Source organism: Lentihominibacter hominis (genome assembly GCF_014385065.1).
GTDB lineage: Bacteria > Bacillota > Clostridia > Peptostreptococcales > Anaerovoracaceae > Lentihominibacter > Lentihominibacter hominis.
The window spans coordinates 671,382-687,847 of sequence record NZ_JACRTA010000001.1 but is presented as its reverse complement, the minus strand read 5'-3'; the positions used below and the strand labels follow the sequence as shown (position 1 = coordinate 687,847).

13 protein-coding genes and 1 riboswitch are annotated in these 16,466 nt (G+C 41.3%); of the genes, 11 read left to right on the top strand and 2 right to left on the bottom strand.

Translation table 11 applies throughout. The features are described 5' to 3' along the window. Positions 1 to 25: 25 nt before the first annotated feature. From abc-f to H8692_RS03250, 9 genes are all read left to right on the top strand, one after another. Complete coding sequence (abc-f, locus tag H8692_RS03290) at positions 26 to 1,513, top strand: ribosomal protection-like ABC-F family protein (protein ID WP_177270858.1); 1,488 nt, start codon at positions 26 to 28, stop codon at positions 1,511 to 1,513. 131 nt (positions 1,514 to 1,644) lie between these two features. Beyond that, on the top strand, positions 1,645 to 3,270 hold the full coding sequence (locus H8692_RS03285; protein ID WP_177270857.1) for an amidohydrolase: 1,626 nt from the start codon (positions 1,645 to 1,647) through the stop codon (positions 3,268 to 3,270). Between the two features lie 104 nt (positions 3,271 to 3,374). Then, positions 3,375 to 5,018 carry an APC family permease gene (locus H8692_RS03280; RefSeq protein WP_187524982.1) on the top strand — a complete coding sequence of 548 codons (1,644 nt, stop codon included), beginning with the start codon at positions 3,375 to 3,377 and terminating at the stop codon, positions 5,016 to 5,018. Positions 5,019 to 5,281: 263 nt separating this feature from the next. After that, a riboswitch (Lysine riboswitch) is annotated at positions 5,282 to 5,458 on the top strand. 224 nt (positions 5,459 to 5,682) lie between these two features. After that, on the top strand, positions 5,683 to 6,945 hold the full coding sequence (gene lysA / locus H8692_RS03275) for a diaminopimelate decarboxylase (RefSeq protein ID WP_177270855.1): 1,263 nt from the start codon (positions 5,683 to 5,685) through the stop codon (positions 6,943 to 6,945). 76 nt (positions 6,946 to 7,021) lie between these two features. Further along, entirely contained in the window at positions 7,022 to 7,855 is an 834-nt protein-coding gene (gene dapF / locus H8692_RS03270; RefSeq protein WP_177270854.1) for a diaminopimelate epimerase, read from the top strand. Positions 7,856 to 7,931: 76 nt separating this feature from the next. Further along, a complete protein-coding gene (dapA, locus tag H8692_RS03265) occupies positions 7,932 to 8,807 on the top strand; it encodes a 4-hydroxy-tetrahydrodipicolinate synthase (protein WP_177270853.1) in 876 nt (291 codons plus the stop codon). A 7-nt stretch (positions 8,808 to 8,814) separates the two neighbouring features. Then, positions 8,815 to 9,552 carry a 4-hydroxy-tetrahydrodipicolinate reductase gene (dapB, locus tag H8692_RS03260; RefSeq protein WP_243206881.1) on the top strand — a complete coding sequence of 246 codons (738 nt, stop codon included), beginning with the start codon at positions 8,815 to 8,817 and terminating at the stop codon, positions 9,550 to 9,552. A gap of 44 nt (positions 9,553 to 9,596) precedes the next feature. Further along, positions 9,597 to 10,289: a 2,3,4,5-tetrahydropyridine-2,6-dicarboxylate N-acetyltransferase gene (dapD, locus tag H8692_RS03255; RefSeq protein WP_177270851.1), complete on the top strand. Its 693-nt coding sequence runs from the start codon at positions 9,597 to 9,599 to the stop codon at positions 10,287 to 10,289. A 260-nt stretch (positions 10,290 to 10,549) separates the two neighbouring features. Further along, the gene (locus tag H8692_RS03250) at positions 10,550 to 11,548 is read left to right on the top strand and encodes a helix-turn-helix domain-containing protein (RefSeq protein ID WP_187524980.1); all 999 of its coding nucleotides are present in this window, start codon (positions 10,550 to 10,552) and stop codon (positions 11,546 to 11,548) included. Here H8692_RS03250 and H8692_RS03245 read toward each other — a convergent pair. Together H8692_RS03245 and H8692_RS03240 are read right to left on the bottom strand one after the other, a co-directional pair. Then, complete coding sequence (locus tag H8692_RS03245) at positions 11,535 to 12,902, bottom strand: MATE family efflux transporter (RefSeq protein WP_177270849.1); 1,368 nt, start codon at positions 12,900 to 12,902, stop codon at positions 11,535 to 11,537. The genes H8692_RS03250 and H8692_RS03245 overlap by 14 nt on opposite strands. 166 nt (positions 12,903 to 13,068) lie before the next feature. Then, a complete protein-coding gene (locus H8692_RS03240; protein WP_187524979.1) occupies positions 13,069 to 14,139 on the bottom strand; it encodes a branched-chain amino acid aminotransferase in 1,071 nt (356 codons plus the stop codon). A gap of 326 nt (positions 14,140 to 14,465) precedes the next feature. Between H8692_RS03240 and H8692_RS03235 the strand changes: the two genes are divergently transcribed. Then, positions 14,466 to 15,170, top strand: coding sequence for a SanA/YdcF family protein (locus tag H8692_RS03235; protein ID WP_243206880.1), 705 nt, complete (start codon positions 14,466 to 14,468; stop codon positions 15,168 to 15,170). Positions 15,171 to 15,183: 13 nt separating this feature from the next. Continuing rightward, the gene (locus tag H8692_RS03230) at positions 15,184 to 16,413 is read left to right on the top strand and encodes a DUF362 domain-containing protein (protein WP_177270847.1); all 1,230 of its coding nucleotides are present in this window, start codon (positions 15,184 to 15,186) and stop codon (positions 16,411 to 16,413) included. Positions 16,414 to 16,466: the final 53 nt, after the last annotated feature.

Here is a 16,466-nt window from a genome sequence, read left to right as displayed (position 1 = left end):
TTTGTGTGAATAAGGAGGAATATTTATGAGTTTGATAAATGTAGCAGGCCTGACTTTTTCTTATGACGGCAGTTTTGATCTGATCTTTGAGGATGTGGATTTTCAAATTGACACAGACTGGAAACTGGGGCTTATCGGAAGAAATGGCCGAGGAAAAACAACATTTCTGAATCTTCTTCGGGGACGGTACGAGTACAAAGGAGTGATAAAAAGCAGTGTCTGTTTTGATTATTTCCCTTATGATGTGGATGATAAAGATAAATATACCATAGATGTTTTAAGAGAGATTGCCCCTGAGTGTATGGACTGGGAGCTGTACAGAGAATTTGCACTGCTGAAGATTGATGAAGAAGTGATGTATCGCTCTTTTTCGTCGCTGTCAGGCGGAGAACAGACCAAGGCTCTTCTTGCGGCTTTATTTTTGAAACAGAATAATTTTATGTTGATAGATGAGCCTACCAATCATCTTGATTCGGAAGCCCGAAAAATAGTAGGAGAATATCTTTGTAAAAAGAAAGGCTTTATTGTTGTTTCTCATGACAGAACACTTCTGGATATGTGTGTGGATCATATTATTTCTGTAAATAAAGCGGATATTCAGATACAGAAAGGAAACTTTTCATCATGGTATGAAAATAAATGCAGGCAGGATCAGATGGAACTCAATGAAAATCATAGGTTGGAAAAGGATATTCAACGGCTTTCTTCATCGGCTAAGAAAACTGCTGTGTGGTCAGATAAAATTGAAAAGAGTAAATATGGCACGAAGAATGCAGGTCTTAAGGCTGACAGAGGGTATGTGGGGCATAGGTCCGCTAAAATGATGAAGCGATCGAAGTCTGCAGAAATGAGACGGCAGAAAGCTGCCGAAGAAAAGTCAAAGCTTCTTCATAATATCGAGAGGACTGAAGTTCTGTCTGTTTCAACGCTTATTAATAGCAGCAGCAGACTTATAGAGCTGAATAATGTTTCATTACTTTATGGAGAGAAAACAGTATGCGGCGATGTAAATTTGTCTTTGAGACAGGGAGAGCGACTATCTGTCAGAGGAAGAAATGGCAGCGGAAAATCAAGTCTGCTCAGGTTGATAAACGGTGGGGGCATTACCTACACCGGTGATGTATACAAGGCCCGAGGACTGAAAATTTCCTATGTTCCTCAGGATACTTCGCATTTAAAGGGATCTTTGAGCGAATATGCAGAGAATCTCGGGATAAACGAGAGTATCTTTAAGTCTGTTCTGATAAAAATGGGGATGGAAAGAGCACAGTTTTACAAAGACATCAGTCAGTTCAGTCAAGGGCAGAAGAAAAAGGTTTCCATAGCTGGAAGTCTCTGTGAAAAAGCTCATATTTATATTTGGGATGAGCCGCTGAATTTTATAGATATCATATCTCGTATGCAGATAGAAAATGTGCTTATACGTTGCAGACCCACAATGGTTTTTGTGGAACATGATATTTCATTTTGCGAAAATGTGGCAACAAAAGTAATAGAGCTTAAAAGAGTTTAGAAATATTAATTTTTTTAAGAATATTTAAAAAACATCTTGACTTAGCCCCTACAAGAGGTATTATAATTTTTAAAAAGTTAAAATTTTTTAAAAATTAATGCTGATTAAATATTCGCAAAAAGGAGGGCATAATGAAGGCAGACAAACTGTATGTAAACGGCTATATATTCACAGTGGACAAAGAGCAGGAATGGGCAGAAGCGGTTGCAGTCCAGGGAAACAAGATTATCTATGTAGGAGACAGAGCCGGAGCTGACGCATTTTGCGATGATAAAACCGAAATCCGCGATCTTGGGACAAAGATGATGCTGCCCGGGTTTATAGATGGTCACTGCCATCCCGTTATGGCGGCGCATGTTCTGTCTCAGATTGTATTCGATATAGACTGGACTCTCGATGAATGTCTCATGCAGATAAAAAGATACGTAGAGGAGCATCCTGAGAGCAGTTCGTATTTTGGGCTGGGATATGCCGAATGGCTTTTTGATGAAAAGGGACCTCGAAAAGAGCTTCTGGATAATATATGCCCGGATAAACCGATGTTTTTTTTAGGAAGCGGAGGTCATGAAGCATGGGCAAACAGCAAATGTTTTGAAGAGGCAGGAATTACTTCAGATACTCCGGATCCTCTTCCGGGACTTCATTATTTTTCAAGAGATGAAGAAGGAAATCCTGCCGGACATGTGGTAGAAGGACGATCCCAAGCCATGATTATGACTAAGATCGACTTTTTCGATGCAGAAAGCGTTGTGAATATAATGGCGGAAAATTCAGCCGATTATGCGTCTATGGGCGTTACAGGGACCGCTGATATGGGTATGTATGCTTATCTGGAAAAACAGTATTATGAGGCGCTGGACGCTGTAAGGAGCAGCGGAAGATATCTTCAGAGATTCGTAGGCTGTACATGTCATGTTGAGGATCAGAATCTGGTGGATTTGCGGATTGAAGCTCTTATAAAGGCTCGTGAAAAGTATAATGATGACAGATTCAGAATGAATTTTTTGAAGATTATAAATGACGGAACGATGGAAAGCAGGTCGGCTGCCATAAGCGAACCTTATCCTGAGGATGGATCTGTTGTGAAGCCTCTTATGAACGAAGAACAGGCGGCAAAGGCCGGACTGAAAGCGGCAAAGGCCGGACTGGATGTAAATATGCATGCCATCGGAGATGTAGCGGCTAAGTCAGTAATAGCTATGGCGAAAGCTATCCGTCAGGCGGGATATGATGACTGCAGAATAACTTGTTCACATTCTCAGTATATTGCTCCTGAGGATATTCCGTTGTTTGGGAAATATAATATAATCGCAAATTCGACAGGTGTATGGATGTATGGAAACCCTCTTATGGATAAAGTTCTCGGTCATATAAATAATGAGACTTTTCGTATGAGAAGTCTTATAGATTCAGGAGCAAAAATGGCGCTGGGCAGTGATTTCCCTGTTGATGAGTATGGCAGGGAACCGCTCAGGAGTATACAGATGTGCGCTACAAGGAAGATGTACGGCCAGCCGGATGCTCCGGTACTGGAGCCGGCGGATGAGGTAACTACGGTGAGGGAAGCCATTGAAGGGTTTACTATCAATAATGCCTATCAGATGCATATGGAAGATGTGATAGGGTCCATAGAAGTAGGCAAATACGCTGATTTTGTTATTCTTGAAGAGAATATTCTTGATATACCGCCGGAAAGGATTTATGAGGTGAAAGTCTGTGAGACTATTATGGATGGAGTAACTACATATAGTGCATAAGTGCATAGAGAAAATACAAGCCAAGTTGGCTGTATATATGCTTCCTTAATATAAGGAGGCGAGAAATTATCATTATTATTTTATTTTATGAAAGGAGAAAGATTATGTCAAAAGTTAATTACACGGGTGGACAGATATTGACAGATGCCACGCCCGGTATGAAAAAGAAACATTTTGCGCTGTCGACTATGGTTTTCTTTATCTACTGTGCGTGTGCCGGCGGAGCTTTTGGTATTGAGTCTATGATTTCATCATCAGGACCGGGGCTTACATTGCTGCTTCTTGTGCTGATCCCGATTCTCTGGGCGATGCCTATTGGTCTTTACTGTTCGGAACTTTCGAATCTTGTTCCGGTAGATGCCGGGCCTTATGTATGGTCAAAGATGGCTTTTGGAGAGTTCTGGGGATTTTCCATGGGATTTTGGATGGGATTGGCAAATTTCCTTACAGGTCCTGCATATGTAGTTCTGGCTGTTGATTACATAGGCATGTATGTGCCGCTTACACCTGTTACGGCATTCCTTCTCAAAGCGGTGTTTATTCTTGTGTTTATGATTATAAACCTGAGAGGCCTTGAGGAAGTAAGTATCGCAAGTACAATATTCTGTATTATAATCCTGATTGCTTTTGCGGCGGTAACAGTAGTAGGTCTCATACACTGGGAAAACGATCCTTTCACACCGTTTATGGTTGAGGGGGATAATGCATTCTCCAGCTGGGGAACAGGTCTTGCTATAGGTGTATGGATGTACTGCGGATATGTAGCTATCTCATTTTTGGGCGGCGAAGTTGAAAATCCGCAGATCATTCCTAAAGGAATGAAGATTGCTATTGTTATCATCACTGCGAGCTACATACTCCCGACACTGGCAGGTATCGTATCTGTAGGTCCATGGAATGAATGGGGAGTAAGCCTTGATTATTCATCAGTGCTTTCGGTAAATATAGCTCCTTGGGCAGGTGCGCTGTTTATGATAGCAGCTGTGATAGCTCAATGTTCCATATTCAATGCTCTTATAACATCGGCTTCAAGATCTTTTATCCCTATGGGTCAGGATAATCTTGTACCGAAGTTCCTCTCCAAGCTGTCACCTAATAGAAGAGTACCTGTAATTCCTATAGTTCTCGTAGCTGTAGTTAACATGATTCTCGTAAACCTTAATTTTGAGATACTGGTTACGATTCTTTCACCGGTACTGTTTGTTCTTTATGTAGGATTGGCTTTTGCTTATGTTAAGATAAGAAAAGAATATCCTGTAGAAAAGAGAGGGAATCTTTATTATGTGAAGAGCAAACTGGCGCCTTTATATATCTGTGGGGGGCCGCTGATAATAGGTGTCATCAGTTTCTTTGTAAACGGGACTGAATATTTTCTGCTGGGCTTCATCGCTATTCTGGCGGCCGTGGTATTCTATCCTATTTGTAAATGGATATATGGAGGATTGTATAAGAAAGATCCTGAAAACAATCCGATAAATCCTAAAACTAAGTTGGCTGTAGGCGATATAGAACGATTCGGATTTTTCTTCCTGTTGTTTGGCGCTGTTTGTCTGATCGGGTCTTTCTTCCTCGTTTGGTATGAAGGAGGTTGGGGACCTGCATATTATCTTGATATGTATGGTTCCGGAATCATGAGTAATTTCTGGCTCATGATAGATATTGCAAGATGGAGCGGCGGGATAATGCTTGTACTGGGAATTGTGTTCCTGATTGTCGGAAAAAAATGTGATCCTATACCTAAAGACTGATATTTGCAGTAATATTTTTGCAGACTCGGATTTATTCCGGGTCTGTTTTTATCATACTGTTATTTTTGCGAAATACAGCAAAATATATTTTAGAATAGAATCAATGCTTTGTATAAGGGAATTTAAAATTCTGTAAAAAGATAAATGTTTTCATAGATAGCGTTTTATTAAAGTTAAAACGAGAGCGGTTATTTATGATATCGCTGAATATCAATAAAAGCGCCTTGCATAATAGCTTAATATTTAGTATACTTACAGAAATAATAGTTGATAGAGGTGCGGACCAGATGAAGAGATGAGTAGCCGGCAGGCAGTGACTTACTCGGAGGCGACTCCGCCGAACCGGTGTTTCAGGCGTGAGGTTCCGGTGGGCATATGGCTAATAGCCATATGACTGTCTGCTTAGACGTTATGGTCACGGCAGTTGTGCTATCCTTATATGATCTTGGTTCTGCGAGTCAGTAAGGTATGCCCCTGCTGGCTTTTTATCATACAGGAGAGCTTAGCTGAAAGTATCTGTTTTTTGGGATGCCGAAAAACAGACTGTAAAGCAGGCATAAAGCGGTCTAAAGTATCTTAAACTTTAGGTCAGCAGGCAGTTTTTGATGCAGAGATGTCAGGCAGCAATCGGACTATAAATTTAAAACAACAGGAGAAATAATATATGGAAACTTTACGGATTGGAGGAGTAGACTGCCGAAGTCTTGCAGATGAATTCGGTACTCCTCTTTATGTTTACGATGAAGCAAAGATAATGAAGCAGGCAGATGATGCAGTCTTAAATTTTTCTTCAGACAAATTTGATACTGAGGTGGTGTATGCTTCCAAGGCCTTTTCTTCAGTGGCGTTGTTCAAACTTCTGGCGGCGCAGGGGATAGGTTTTGACGTAGTCAGCGGTGGAGAGCTGTATTGTGCTATGAAGGCTGGCGTAGGTATGGATAAAGTCTATTTTCACGGCAATAATAAGAGCGATCAGGAGATAGAAATGGCACTTGATGCCGGGATCGGATATTTTGTTATAGACAATGTGATGGAATGTAACCGTCTTGTTGGGCTGGCAGAGAAGAGGAAGAGAAGCACTAAAGTTCTGCTGAGAATAAATCCGGGTATATCAGCGCATACACATGAATACATAATGACTTCTAAGCCGGATTCAAAGTTTGGGATATATATAGAAAACAAAGAACATATCTATAATGTAATAGACACTCTGAAAGAGAGCCCGTATATAAGGCTGGCGGGATTTCACAGCCATATAGGATCTCAGATAATAGATGCAGAATCTTTTGAAAAAGCTCTTGGTACTATGATAGAATTTCTTGCGGAGATGAAGAGATCGAAAGGTCTTGATAATTTGGAGCTGAGCATAGGTGGGGGATTCGGTATAAAATATGTAGCAGAAGATGATCCCGTTCCTCTTGGACAGATGTGCGCCAACCTCGTCAGATATGCAGAGGAAGCTCTGAAAAAAAGCGGTGTGACTATCTCCAAGCTTATAACTGAGCCCGGAAGAGCTATGGTGGGAGAGGCAGGATATACTATTTATACAATAGGAGATATGAAAAAAAGCGGAGATAAGAATTATATTTTTGTGGACGGAGGTATGAGTGATAATATCCGTCATGCGCTGTATGATGCAGAATATACGTGTGTGCTTCCGGAAAAGTTTTCAAAAGAGCCTCAGATTTCATATTGTATAGCAGGTAAAAACTGCGAGTCGGGAGATATATTGATTGCGGATATAATGCTTCCTGAGGCGGAAACAGGCGATTTATTGACAATTTATTCTACAGGAGCGTATGGGTATTCCATGGCGAGCAATTACAACAGGCTGGGCCGGCCGGCAGTGGTTTTTGCCAGAGACGGGAAGGCCAGACTGATAATAAAACGGGAAACTTATGAAGATCAATACAGATTGGAAGTATGAGGATTTTCGGAAGTTGCTCTTAAAGTGATTTAATGATAGGATTTAAATAAGATAACAGAAAAGGTCAGGTAAGTTAATGATTTTATTTTCAAAATATCACGGCTGCGGAAACAATTTTGTGATAATAAAGGAACGTGAGCTTTCGAGACATATCAGACCCTCCGATTATCCGGAATTGGCGGTGAGGATGTGTGATATCAGTACAGGCGCAGGTGCTGACGGAATGATAGTTGTAAGGCAAGATCCTGCTCTGGAAATGGTTTTCTTTAACTGTGACGGCAGCAGGGCACCGATGTGCGGCAATGGTATAAGGTGTTTTGCTCATTTTTGCAAGAGAGAGGGTATTGCGACGGAGGATTCATATTCTGTTAAGACGTTGGCCGGGGATATGGTAGTGGAAGTGACTTGCCGGGAGCCTTTCAGGGTTAAGATAAATATGGGAAAACCTCTCTTTTCTTCTGATGATATAAAAGTGGATTTTAAAGGAGAAAACTATCTTCTCAGAAATCTTACGCTGGACGATGGAACAGATATAGAGATAAACAGTTTATTTATGGGGACTATTCATACAGTGGTGTTCATGGATAATCTTGAATCGGCGGATATTCCCAAACTTGGGGAGGAGATCTGCAACCATCCTGTATTTAAAGAAAAAACAAATGTGAATTTTGTAAAAGTGGTGGATCATGAGACGTTGGAAGTGAAGACATATGAGCGCGGCGTTGGGATGACTTTGGCGTGTGGAACCGGCGCATGTGCTTCTGTGTTGGTTGCCAATATGCAGGGACGATGCGGAAAGCAGGCGGATGTTCTCCTTAAATTGGGAAAGCTGAGTATAAGCATAGCTGAGGATGGCAATGTGTATATGGAAGGCCCTTCTGTCAGAATATTGGATGGGAAGTTTTACTGAGCCGGATAAAAATATAGTAATATATGTAAACTTTATGCTGTGCAATCGCAGTCAGCGACAGAAAGGAGACACACAAATGTTGCAAGGATCTATAGTGGCTCTGATCACTCCTTTTAAGGAAGACGGAAGCATTGATTACAACAGATTGGGCGATTTGGTAGACTGGCATGTGGATCAGAAGACTGACGGGATTTTGGTACTTGGAACCACGGCGGAAACACCGACTCTGACAGCCGATGAGGAGGAAGAGATTTTGAGGGTTGTTCTTGACAGGGCAAAAGGAAGGGTTCCTGTTATTGCCGGTAGCGGTTCGAATAATACTCAAAAATCCATAGAGAAAAGTTTAAAATATGAAAAAATGGGAGCTGATGCTCTGTTGGTGATTTCCCCGTATTACAATAAGACCAGTAAATCAGGTCTTGTAAAACACTTTATTCAGATTGCGGATTCTGTGGAAACATCTATACTTATCTACAATATTCCGGGAAGAACAGGCATAAATATTCCGTATGAAGTAATGGAAGAAATCAGCAGACATAAGAATATAGTAGGTGTAAAGGAGGCCAGCGGAGACATGGCGCTGGCAAGCAGATTCGCGAAGCTCATAGGCGACGGTTTCAATATGTACTCGGGAAATGATGACATAAATGTGCCGATCTTATCTGTGGGAGGCATGGGCGTTATTTCCGTACTGGCTAATATACTGCCCCGACAGACTCATGAAATGGTGAGAGCATATCTCGACGGGGATGTCAGAAAAGCAAGGGATATGCAGATAAAATATCTTGATTTTATCAATGCTCTGTTTATTGAGACTAATCCTATTCCTATAAAAGAAGCCATGAATATGGCCGGTCTCAATGTGGGAGGATACAGAATGCCTCTATGTCCTATGGCCGATAATACGAAGGCTGTTTTAAGGACTGAAATGGAAAAATTGGCTTTGTTTTAAAAAATCAATGAAAGGGAATAATAATATGAAAGTAGCTATTTTAGGCGGCGGCGCAATGGGAAATGTGCTTGCTCAGATGACTGAAGAAAAGGAAGGCTTTGAACTGGCAGGAGTTATAGAACCTTTGAAAGGACAGACTCCTGATGAACTGAAGGAGATCGATGTTATCATAGATTTCAGCAATCCTGCCAATCTGGAGATGCTGGATGGATATTGCAGGAATCACAGCTGTCCTGCTGTGATTGCCACTACAGGTTATGAAGAACAGCAGATTAAGCAGATTGAAAAACTTGCCGAATCGGTTCCGGTAGTGTTTTCTGCTAATTATTCACTGGGAATTAACGTTATGAAGAGAGTGATATCAGAGATAACTCCTATTTTGGAGGATTCTTTTGATATAGAGATAATAGAAAAGCATCACAACAAAAAGCTTGATGCGCCGAGCGGAACTGCCAAGATGCTTTTGGCTGCGGCTGATGAGGAAAATGATTATGAACATGTTTTCGGAAGAGACGGCAATAGAAAACGCGGCAAAGAAATCGGTGTGCATGCAGTAAGAGGCGGCACCATAGCAGGAGAGCATACTGTTATATATGCGGGAAATGACGAGATACTGGAGATAAAGCATACTGCAGGTTCTAAGAAAATTTTTGCTGCAGGAGCGTTGAAGGCCGCTGAATTTGCAGCTTCAGCTCAGGCGGGATTTTATAATATGGAAGATGTACTGTTCGGCTTGCAGAAATAAAAATTTTCGGATGTAAAACAAAAGAGGAGGAGAACATACCAAAGATGGAAGCAAGAGAAATAATAGAGTTTATAGGAAATGCGGAGAAAAAAACTCCGGTTAAAGTTTATGTAAAAGAAAAAAGTCCTGTGGATTTTCAGGGCTGCAAGGTATTCGGATGTGGAGATAAGATTGTGTTCGGAGACTGGAAACAGGTGAAGGGAATCCTGGATGAAAACAGAGAAAAAATAGAAGACTATGTTATAGAAAATGACTGCAGGAATTCGGCTATACCTCTTTTGGATATGAAAAATATCAAAGCGAGAATAGAGCCGGGTGCGTTTATCAGAGATAAAGTTGAAATTGGTGATAATGCAGTAATAATGATGGGAGCTATAATTAATATCGGAGCAGTCATCGGTGAAGGCAGTATGATTGATATGGGTGCAGTTCTCGGCGGAAGGGCTACAGTGGGAAAGAACTGTCATATTGGGGCAGGTACTGTTTTAGCAGGAGTTATCGAGCCCCCGAGTGCTCAGCCCGTTGTAGTGGAAGATGATGTGGTGATTGGCGCCAATGCTGTTGTACTTGAAGGCTGCCGTATAGGAAAGGGAGCTGTAGTTGCTGCAGGAGCTGTAGTCGTGGATGATGTTCCCGAAGGTGTTGTCGTAGCAGGCGTGCCGGCAAGAATTATCAAAGATGCAGCTGACACCGATGCAGAAAAACTTGAGATAGTGGATCTTTTAAGGAAGCTGTAATTTATATAAAGACAATGAATAATGAACCGGCCTTGAAGTATCAGATAGGAATTCTGATGATTCGGAGGCCGGTTTTTTTATGGTAGGATAAGAAGTAAATTGTGTAAAATGGCCAAGGCAGCTGTGATGCAACCGCCAGTTGACATATTTCAAAGTGACCTTGGTTGTACGCAACAGGCTTTTTTGCTATCATACCATTAGCTTAAGCAGGAAGAGACATTATTGTGAAGTAAAGAACCAATTACCAGGAGGCAAATGGAATGTTATCGGAAAAGATTATGGATTTAAGAAAGCAAAGGGGATGGTCTCAGGAGGAACTGGCGTCAAGGCTGGATGTTTCTCGCCAGTCTGTATCAAAATGGGAGAGTGCAGCATCTGTTCCGGATCTGGATAAGATAATAAGAATAAGCGAAATTTTCGGTGTGAGTACAGATTTTCTTCTTAAAGATGAAAATGAGCAAAAAGATCTATATGAAGGAAGCCTCTCTTCCGTTTTATATGAGGAACATCAGCAGTATTTCATAAAAGAAATTACAGAAGAAGAGGCAAATGCTTATATCCAGCTGGTGGAAAATGTGTCAAAGAAGATCGCGGCAGGTGTTTCCGCCTGTATTTTTTCTCCTGTAATACTGTTGATTCTCATGGGATTGGTGAAAAGCAGCCGACTCACTATGCATGAAGATTCTGCAGCTGCAGCGGGAGTGATTGCTCTGCTTCTTATCATAGCGGCAGCTGCAAGTGTTTTCATAACATGGGGCCTTAAACTGGAAAAGTTTGAATATATCCAGACGCAGCCTTTAGCGTTGACAGAGAGAACTGAAGAGGCTGTGAGAAAAAAGCAGAATGATTTTGAGCCTGATTATAAGCGGTTCATAACCGTAGGGGTTATGTTATGTATCGTATGTGCGGTACCTCTGTTTGCAGCGGTCATGTTTCATGCCTCTGACAGCATGTATTTTTATTGTACGGCTGTTCTTCTTATGATGGTGGCTATAGGTGTATTTTTTCTTGTGTGGGCAGGGACGATACATGAAGGATATGAGAAACTTCTTGGTGAAGGGGATTATTCTCCTGAAAAAAAGATTGAAAAAAAACGCAATGATAATTTGTCAAAAGTATATTGGTGTACTGTTACGGCTGTTTATCTGGGCGTCAGCTTTCTTACAGGCAGGTGGGATATAAGCTGGATTATCTGGCCGTGTGCCGGAGTATTCTTTGCAGCCGTCTGCGGTATAGCTGCTATGCTTAGAAAGAGATAGCTTTTGTTTTCTCGCTTGTATGGTGTCTTCGCTGTCTGTGGATATAATACAGCAAGCATACGAGAAGAGTAAACAGGGCGGCAAAAACAGTGGATAGACCTATCTGGAAAAGCTGCGGGTGGGCTTTGTTACTGGCGAACCAGGCGTAAGGTATTTTCACCAGAAAAATAGCGCAAAGCCCTTGGGCCATGACAAAAGCAGTTTTGCTCATGCCGTTGAAATATCCGGTAAAGCAATAAGCGGCAGATAGAATGAAGCATTCTATAGATGTGGCTTTCAAAAACTCGGATGAGGCAGCGATAACTTCGGAATCCCTTATAAATATTGCTGAAAGCAAATCTCCGTGAAAAAAGGAAATAAAAGACATAACTCCTCCTAAAAAGACAGCAGTCATCATACCTGTCCACATTGCTTTTCTTGCTCTTAGGTATTGACCTGCTCCAATGTTCTGAGCTGTGAAAGCAGAGATTGACTGCATATAAGACATAGGTATCAGAAGCATGAACATTACCAGTTTCTCAGCTATGCCTACACCGGCAGAAGCAGTAACACCCAGAGTATTTACGAAACCTATGAGGATTAGATAAGATGTCTCATTACACATATCCTGAAGAGCAATGGGGGAGCCGAGCTTTATGATAGCAGATGCTGTGGATCTGTCAAAATATAAGTCTTCTTTAGTGAAGGGAAAAGGAAGCCCTGTCCGTTTAATCAGTATCATGGAAGATAAAACACTGATAGCCTGCGCAGCGATAGTAGCAATAGCAACTCCTTCTGTACCCATATTAAATATATTTACAAGAATAATATCACCCAAAATATTTGCTGCACAGGCTATGGCAACAAAGAGAAGCGGCGCTTTCGAATTTCCCATTCCTCTGAAAACAGCGCTTATCACATTGTAAGCGACGATGAAAATACTGCCTGCGCCGCAGATCTGTATATAATGGATGGTCTTTTCCAGCGCTTCTGCAGGGGCATTCATTAGTATCGCAATAGAAGGGGCTGCGAAGAGCATTATTATGCTCAGAAAAATACCAAGGGTTGCGAATATCCATATGCTGGCAGAAATTACTTTAGCTGAAATGCAGAAATCTTTCTTTCCTATAGTCTGGCCTAACAATACAGTGGTACCCATTGAGAGGCCGGTTATTATTCCTGTGACGATCAGCATTGTCTGACTTCCTGTGGAGACTGCGGATACGTCGGCAGGACTGCAGAAAACGCCTACTGCCCATAAATCCACAGCTCCGTAAAGGGACTGGAGGATCAAGGCAAGAAGAACAGGCAGTGAGAATTTGAGAAGAGAAGAGAGGATGGGCCCCTCGAGAAAAGTATTGTTGTATTTTTTCATTTATGCTCTCCGTTTATTTCTTCAAAATTTATCTGGGATATGATATTAAGCATGTACTATAACCTAAGCATTAGATAAAGTCAATGCTGAAACAAAAAGCTTGATATATTGCATTAAAAAAGCTGCCTATACCGATACAATACAGGCAGCTGATTTTGTGATGTGTTTATTTAACTTCTACTGTCCAGTCCATATCGTCTTTTACTGTTCCTGTCTGGATCCCGTAAAGCGTATCATAGAGTTCCTGAGCCACAGGCCCGATTCCTCCGCCGTTGATTATCATGGAATCACCCTTGTAACAAAGCTCTCCTACAGGAGAAATAACAGCAGCAGTACCGGATGCGAACATCTCCTTGAACTGTCCGTTTTTATAAGCATCTACTACTTCGTCGATAGCCAGTTTTCTTTCGGATACTTTTATTCCTTTTTTCTTCAAAAGAGCGATAACGGAGTTTCTTGTTATCCCCGGGAGGATTGTTCCGTCAAGAGGCGCTGTTATTATTTCGTCGCCGATCATGAAAAAGGCGTTTGACGTACCGATCTCTTCTACATATTTTCTCTCCACTCCGTCCAGCCATAATATCTGTTCATAGCCTTTTTCGTGGGCTTCTTCTTGGGCTTTCAGACTGGCAGCGTAGTTTCCTCCGCATTTTGCTTCACCTGTGCCTCCATCTGTAGCTCTTACATATTTATCCTCTACATAAATTTTAGTAGGGGTCAGACCGCCTTCATAGTAAGGGCCTACGGGACTCAAAATTATGATGAACTTGTAGTGCTTTGAGCGGCGCACTCCAAGGAAGGCTTCGTCAGCAATGATAAAGGGCCTTATATAAAGAGCGGTGCCTTCTTTTTGTGGTATCCAGTCAGCATCAACTTTTACGAGAGCTTTTATAGCTTCCACATAAAGATCTTCGTCTATCTGAGGAATACAGAGTCTGTCATTGGTTTTGTTGGTTCTCTTGGCGTTCATGTCGGGTCTGAAAAGCTGAACTTTGCCGGCAGGAGTCTTGTAAGCCTTGAGCCCTTCAAACATTTCCTGAGCATAATGGAATACAACAGCGGCAGGATCCAGACAAAGAGGGCCGTAAGGAACGATCCTTCCGTCGTGCCAGCCTTTGCCGTCTTCATATTCCATGATAAACATGTGATCGGTAAATTCAGTACCGAATCTCAGAGTATCGGGATCAGGTTTTGTTTTTGGATTGGGATTTTTCGTAATTGTAAAATCGTATTTCATGACATTCTCCTTTTATATATAAAAAATTTTTAATTAGCTGTTCTTTATGTTTTCTATTTTACAATAAAAATATTGGAAAGTCCAATAATTCAACAATAATATAACACTAAAATTGTTAATAATCAACAATAAAAATAAAAAATAATTATGAAAATAAACAAAATGGTTTCTTTGACAGTCATGAAAGGAAAAAATTGTGTGAGTCAGCAGTCGGGAATCGTATGACAAAGATAATTTCGCATTATAATTGCGAAGCTGCTGAAAAAGATGTAAAAAATATTTTATTTCTTTAAAATCACATAAAAACCGTATATAATAAAAAAGTTATGAGCAGAAAAGATAGAAAGAAGAGCATGCCGTCAAGGGTGCTTTTTACATTGATAAAAATAATTATAATTTCAGTTATCGTTATCATAGGACTGAATTTTTACGTGATCAAAAGCACTCAGTCTGATATAGCCGCAGTGTTCGAACAGCCTGATGATACTGCTACAGATCAGGAAATCAGCAAGATGAAGAGTATAGAGCCTGACTGTATACTGGTGCTTGGGGCTTCTGTAAATGCAGATGGAACTCCAAGTTCTATTTTGGAAGACAGGCTGGATACAGCGATAGACTTGTATCATAAGGGAGTAGCGCCTAAGCTTTTGCTTTCCGGTGATAATGGGCAGATGGTGTATAACGAGGTCCAGGCTATGAAAAACTATGTTATGAAGGCGGGAGTTGCAGAAGAAGATATTTTTCTTGATCATGCGGGGTTTTCCACATATGAATCTGTCTACAGAGCGAATTATATTTTCAAAGTGGACAGTATGATTGTAGTGACTCAGACTTATCATCTCTACCGGACCTTGTATGGATGTAAGAGAATGGGGATAGAAGCGATGGGAGCGGCTTCTGATCAGTACACATATTCGGGACAGGAAAAACGTGAGGTAAGGGAAGTGATGGCACGGGATAAGGATTTTGTAAAATGGATATTCAAACCCCAGCCTACATTTTTAGGAGACGCCGTACCTATTTCAGATTGATGGGAGTATGATTATGGCAACAGAAAAAAATACAATCGCTGTATCTTCGAAGGTAGCTGTCGTAAGATGTGACACGTATGAGGAACGAAGTGTAGAGGCGGCGGTTTTTAGAGCAGTTGAGCTTTTGGGAGGGCTTGAAAGTATACTTTCAAGCGGAGAGAAGGCTTTGAGCCGGGAAAGCCGTATAATAATGAAACCGAACCTTCTTGCAAAGACATCCCCCGATAAAGCCTGCACCACGCACCCTGCAGTCTTTAAAGCTGTAGGAAGCCTTCTTCGAAAAAATGGATATAATAATCTGAAATATGGTGATTCGCCGGGGAATCCTATGATAAAAGTAGAAAAAGTAGCAGAAGAATGTGGAATAAAAGAGGCGGCTGATGCTATGGATATACCTCTGGGGAATTTTGAAAGCGGTATTCAGGTGGACTTTCCGAAAGGAAGAGCAGCCGACAGATTTATACTGTGCGATGAAGTTGTAAAAGCTGACGGAATAATTAATATTTGTAAAATGAAGACCCATCAGCTTGAACGTATCACAGGAGCTGTGAAAAACACTTTCGGCTGTGTGTATGGAATAAATAAGGGAGCATCTCATGCCAGATTTGCTACGGCAGAAGTTTTCGCAAAGATGATAGCTGATCTCAATAATCTTGTGAAACCTAAGCTTCATATAATGGATGGTATAGTAGCTATGGAAGGAAATGGCCCTCAATCCGGAACTCCTAAAGCTATGAATGTTATAATGGTTTCACAGGATCCCGTGGCATTGGATGCAGTGTTTTGTTATCTTGTAGATCTTAAACCGGAACTAGTTCCCACAAATGTGAGCGGGATGGAGCAGGGTGTAGGTTCATGGCAAAACTTGAATATAATAAGTGAAAATGGACAGATGACTATAGAGGAGGCTGTCAAAGAATATGGCGACAGGTCGTTTAACGTTCAGAGAAGCACTGAATATAGAGGAATGCTGAAGCCCATAAGATTTTTGAGACCTCTGCTTGAAAAAAAGCCAGTGGTCAAAACAGAGAGATGTATAGGGTGCGGCATATGTGTCAATGCATGCCCCGTAGAAGGTAAAGCTATTTATGTGAAGAAGGCAAAGAAGGGGAAGCCTGCGGCTGTGTATAATTATGACAGATGTATAAAATGTTACTGCTGTCAGGAAATGTGTCCCGAAGAAGCCATTACAGTGAAAAAATCACTTCTTGCAAGGATCATGGACCGCAACTGGAAAGTTTAGATCAGAACAAAAGTTATTAAAGGCGCATATCTTAATATAGGTTATGGAATAGA

What these genes read in the sequence shown, in the direction of transcription:
- abc-f (WP_177270858.1), top strand. Translation starts at nt 26, where the DNA reads ATGAGTTTGATAAATGTAGCAGGCCTGACTTTTTCTTATGACGGCAGT.
- H8692_RS03285 (WP_177270857.1), top strand. Translation starts at nt 1,645, where the DNA reads ATGAAGGCAGACAAACTGTATGTAAACGGCTATATATTCACAGTGGAC.
- dapB (WP_243206881.1), top strand. Translation starts at nt 8,815, where the DNA reads ATGAAAGGGAATAATAATATGAAAGTAGCTATTTTAGGCGGCGGCGCA.
- H8692_RS03250 (WP_187524980.1), top strand. Translation starts at nt 10,550, where the DNA reads ATGTTATCGGAAAAGATTATGGATTTAAGAAAGCAAAGGGGATGGTCT.
- dapF (WP_177270854.1), top strand. Translation starts at nt 7,022, where the DNA reads ATGATTTTATTTTCAAAATATCACGGCTGCGGAAACAATTTTGTGATA.
- dapD (WP_177270851.1), top strand. Translation starts at nt 9,597, where the DNA reads ATGGAAGCAAGAGAAATAATAGAGTTTATAGGAAATGCGGAGAAAAAA.
- H8692_RS03240 (WP_187524979.1), bottom strand. Translation starts at nt 14,139, where the DNA reads ATGAAATACGATTTTACAATTACGAAAAATCCCAATCCAAAAACAAAA.
- dapA (WP_177270853.1), top strand. Translation starts at nt 7,932, where the DNA reads ATGTTGCAAGGATCTATAGTGGCTCTGATCACTCCTTTTAAGGAAGAC.
- H8692_RS03230 (WP_177270847.1), top strand. Translation starts at nt 15,184, where the DNA reads ATGGCAACAGAAAAAAATACAATCGCTGTATCTTCGAAGGTAGCTGTC.
- H8692_RS03280 (WP_187524982.1), top strand. Translation starts at nt 3,375, where the DNA reads ATGTCAAAAGTTAATTACACGGGTGGACAGATATTGACAGATGCCACG.
- H8692_RS03245 (WP_177270849.1), bottom strand. Translation starts at nt 12,902, where the DNA reads ATGAAAAAATACAACAATACTTTTCTCGAGGGGCCCATCCTCTCTTCT.
- H8692_RS03235 (WP_243206880.1), top strand. Translation starts at nt 14,466, where the DNA reads ATGAGCAGAAAAGATAGAAAGAAGAGCATGCCGTCAAGGGTGCTTTTT.
- lysA (WP_177270855.1), top strand. Translation starts at nt 5,683, where the DNA reads ATGGAAACTTTACGGATTGGAGGAGTAGACTGCCGAAGTCTTGCAGAT.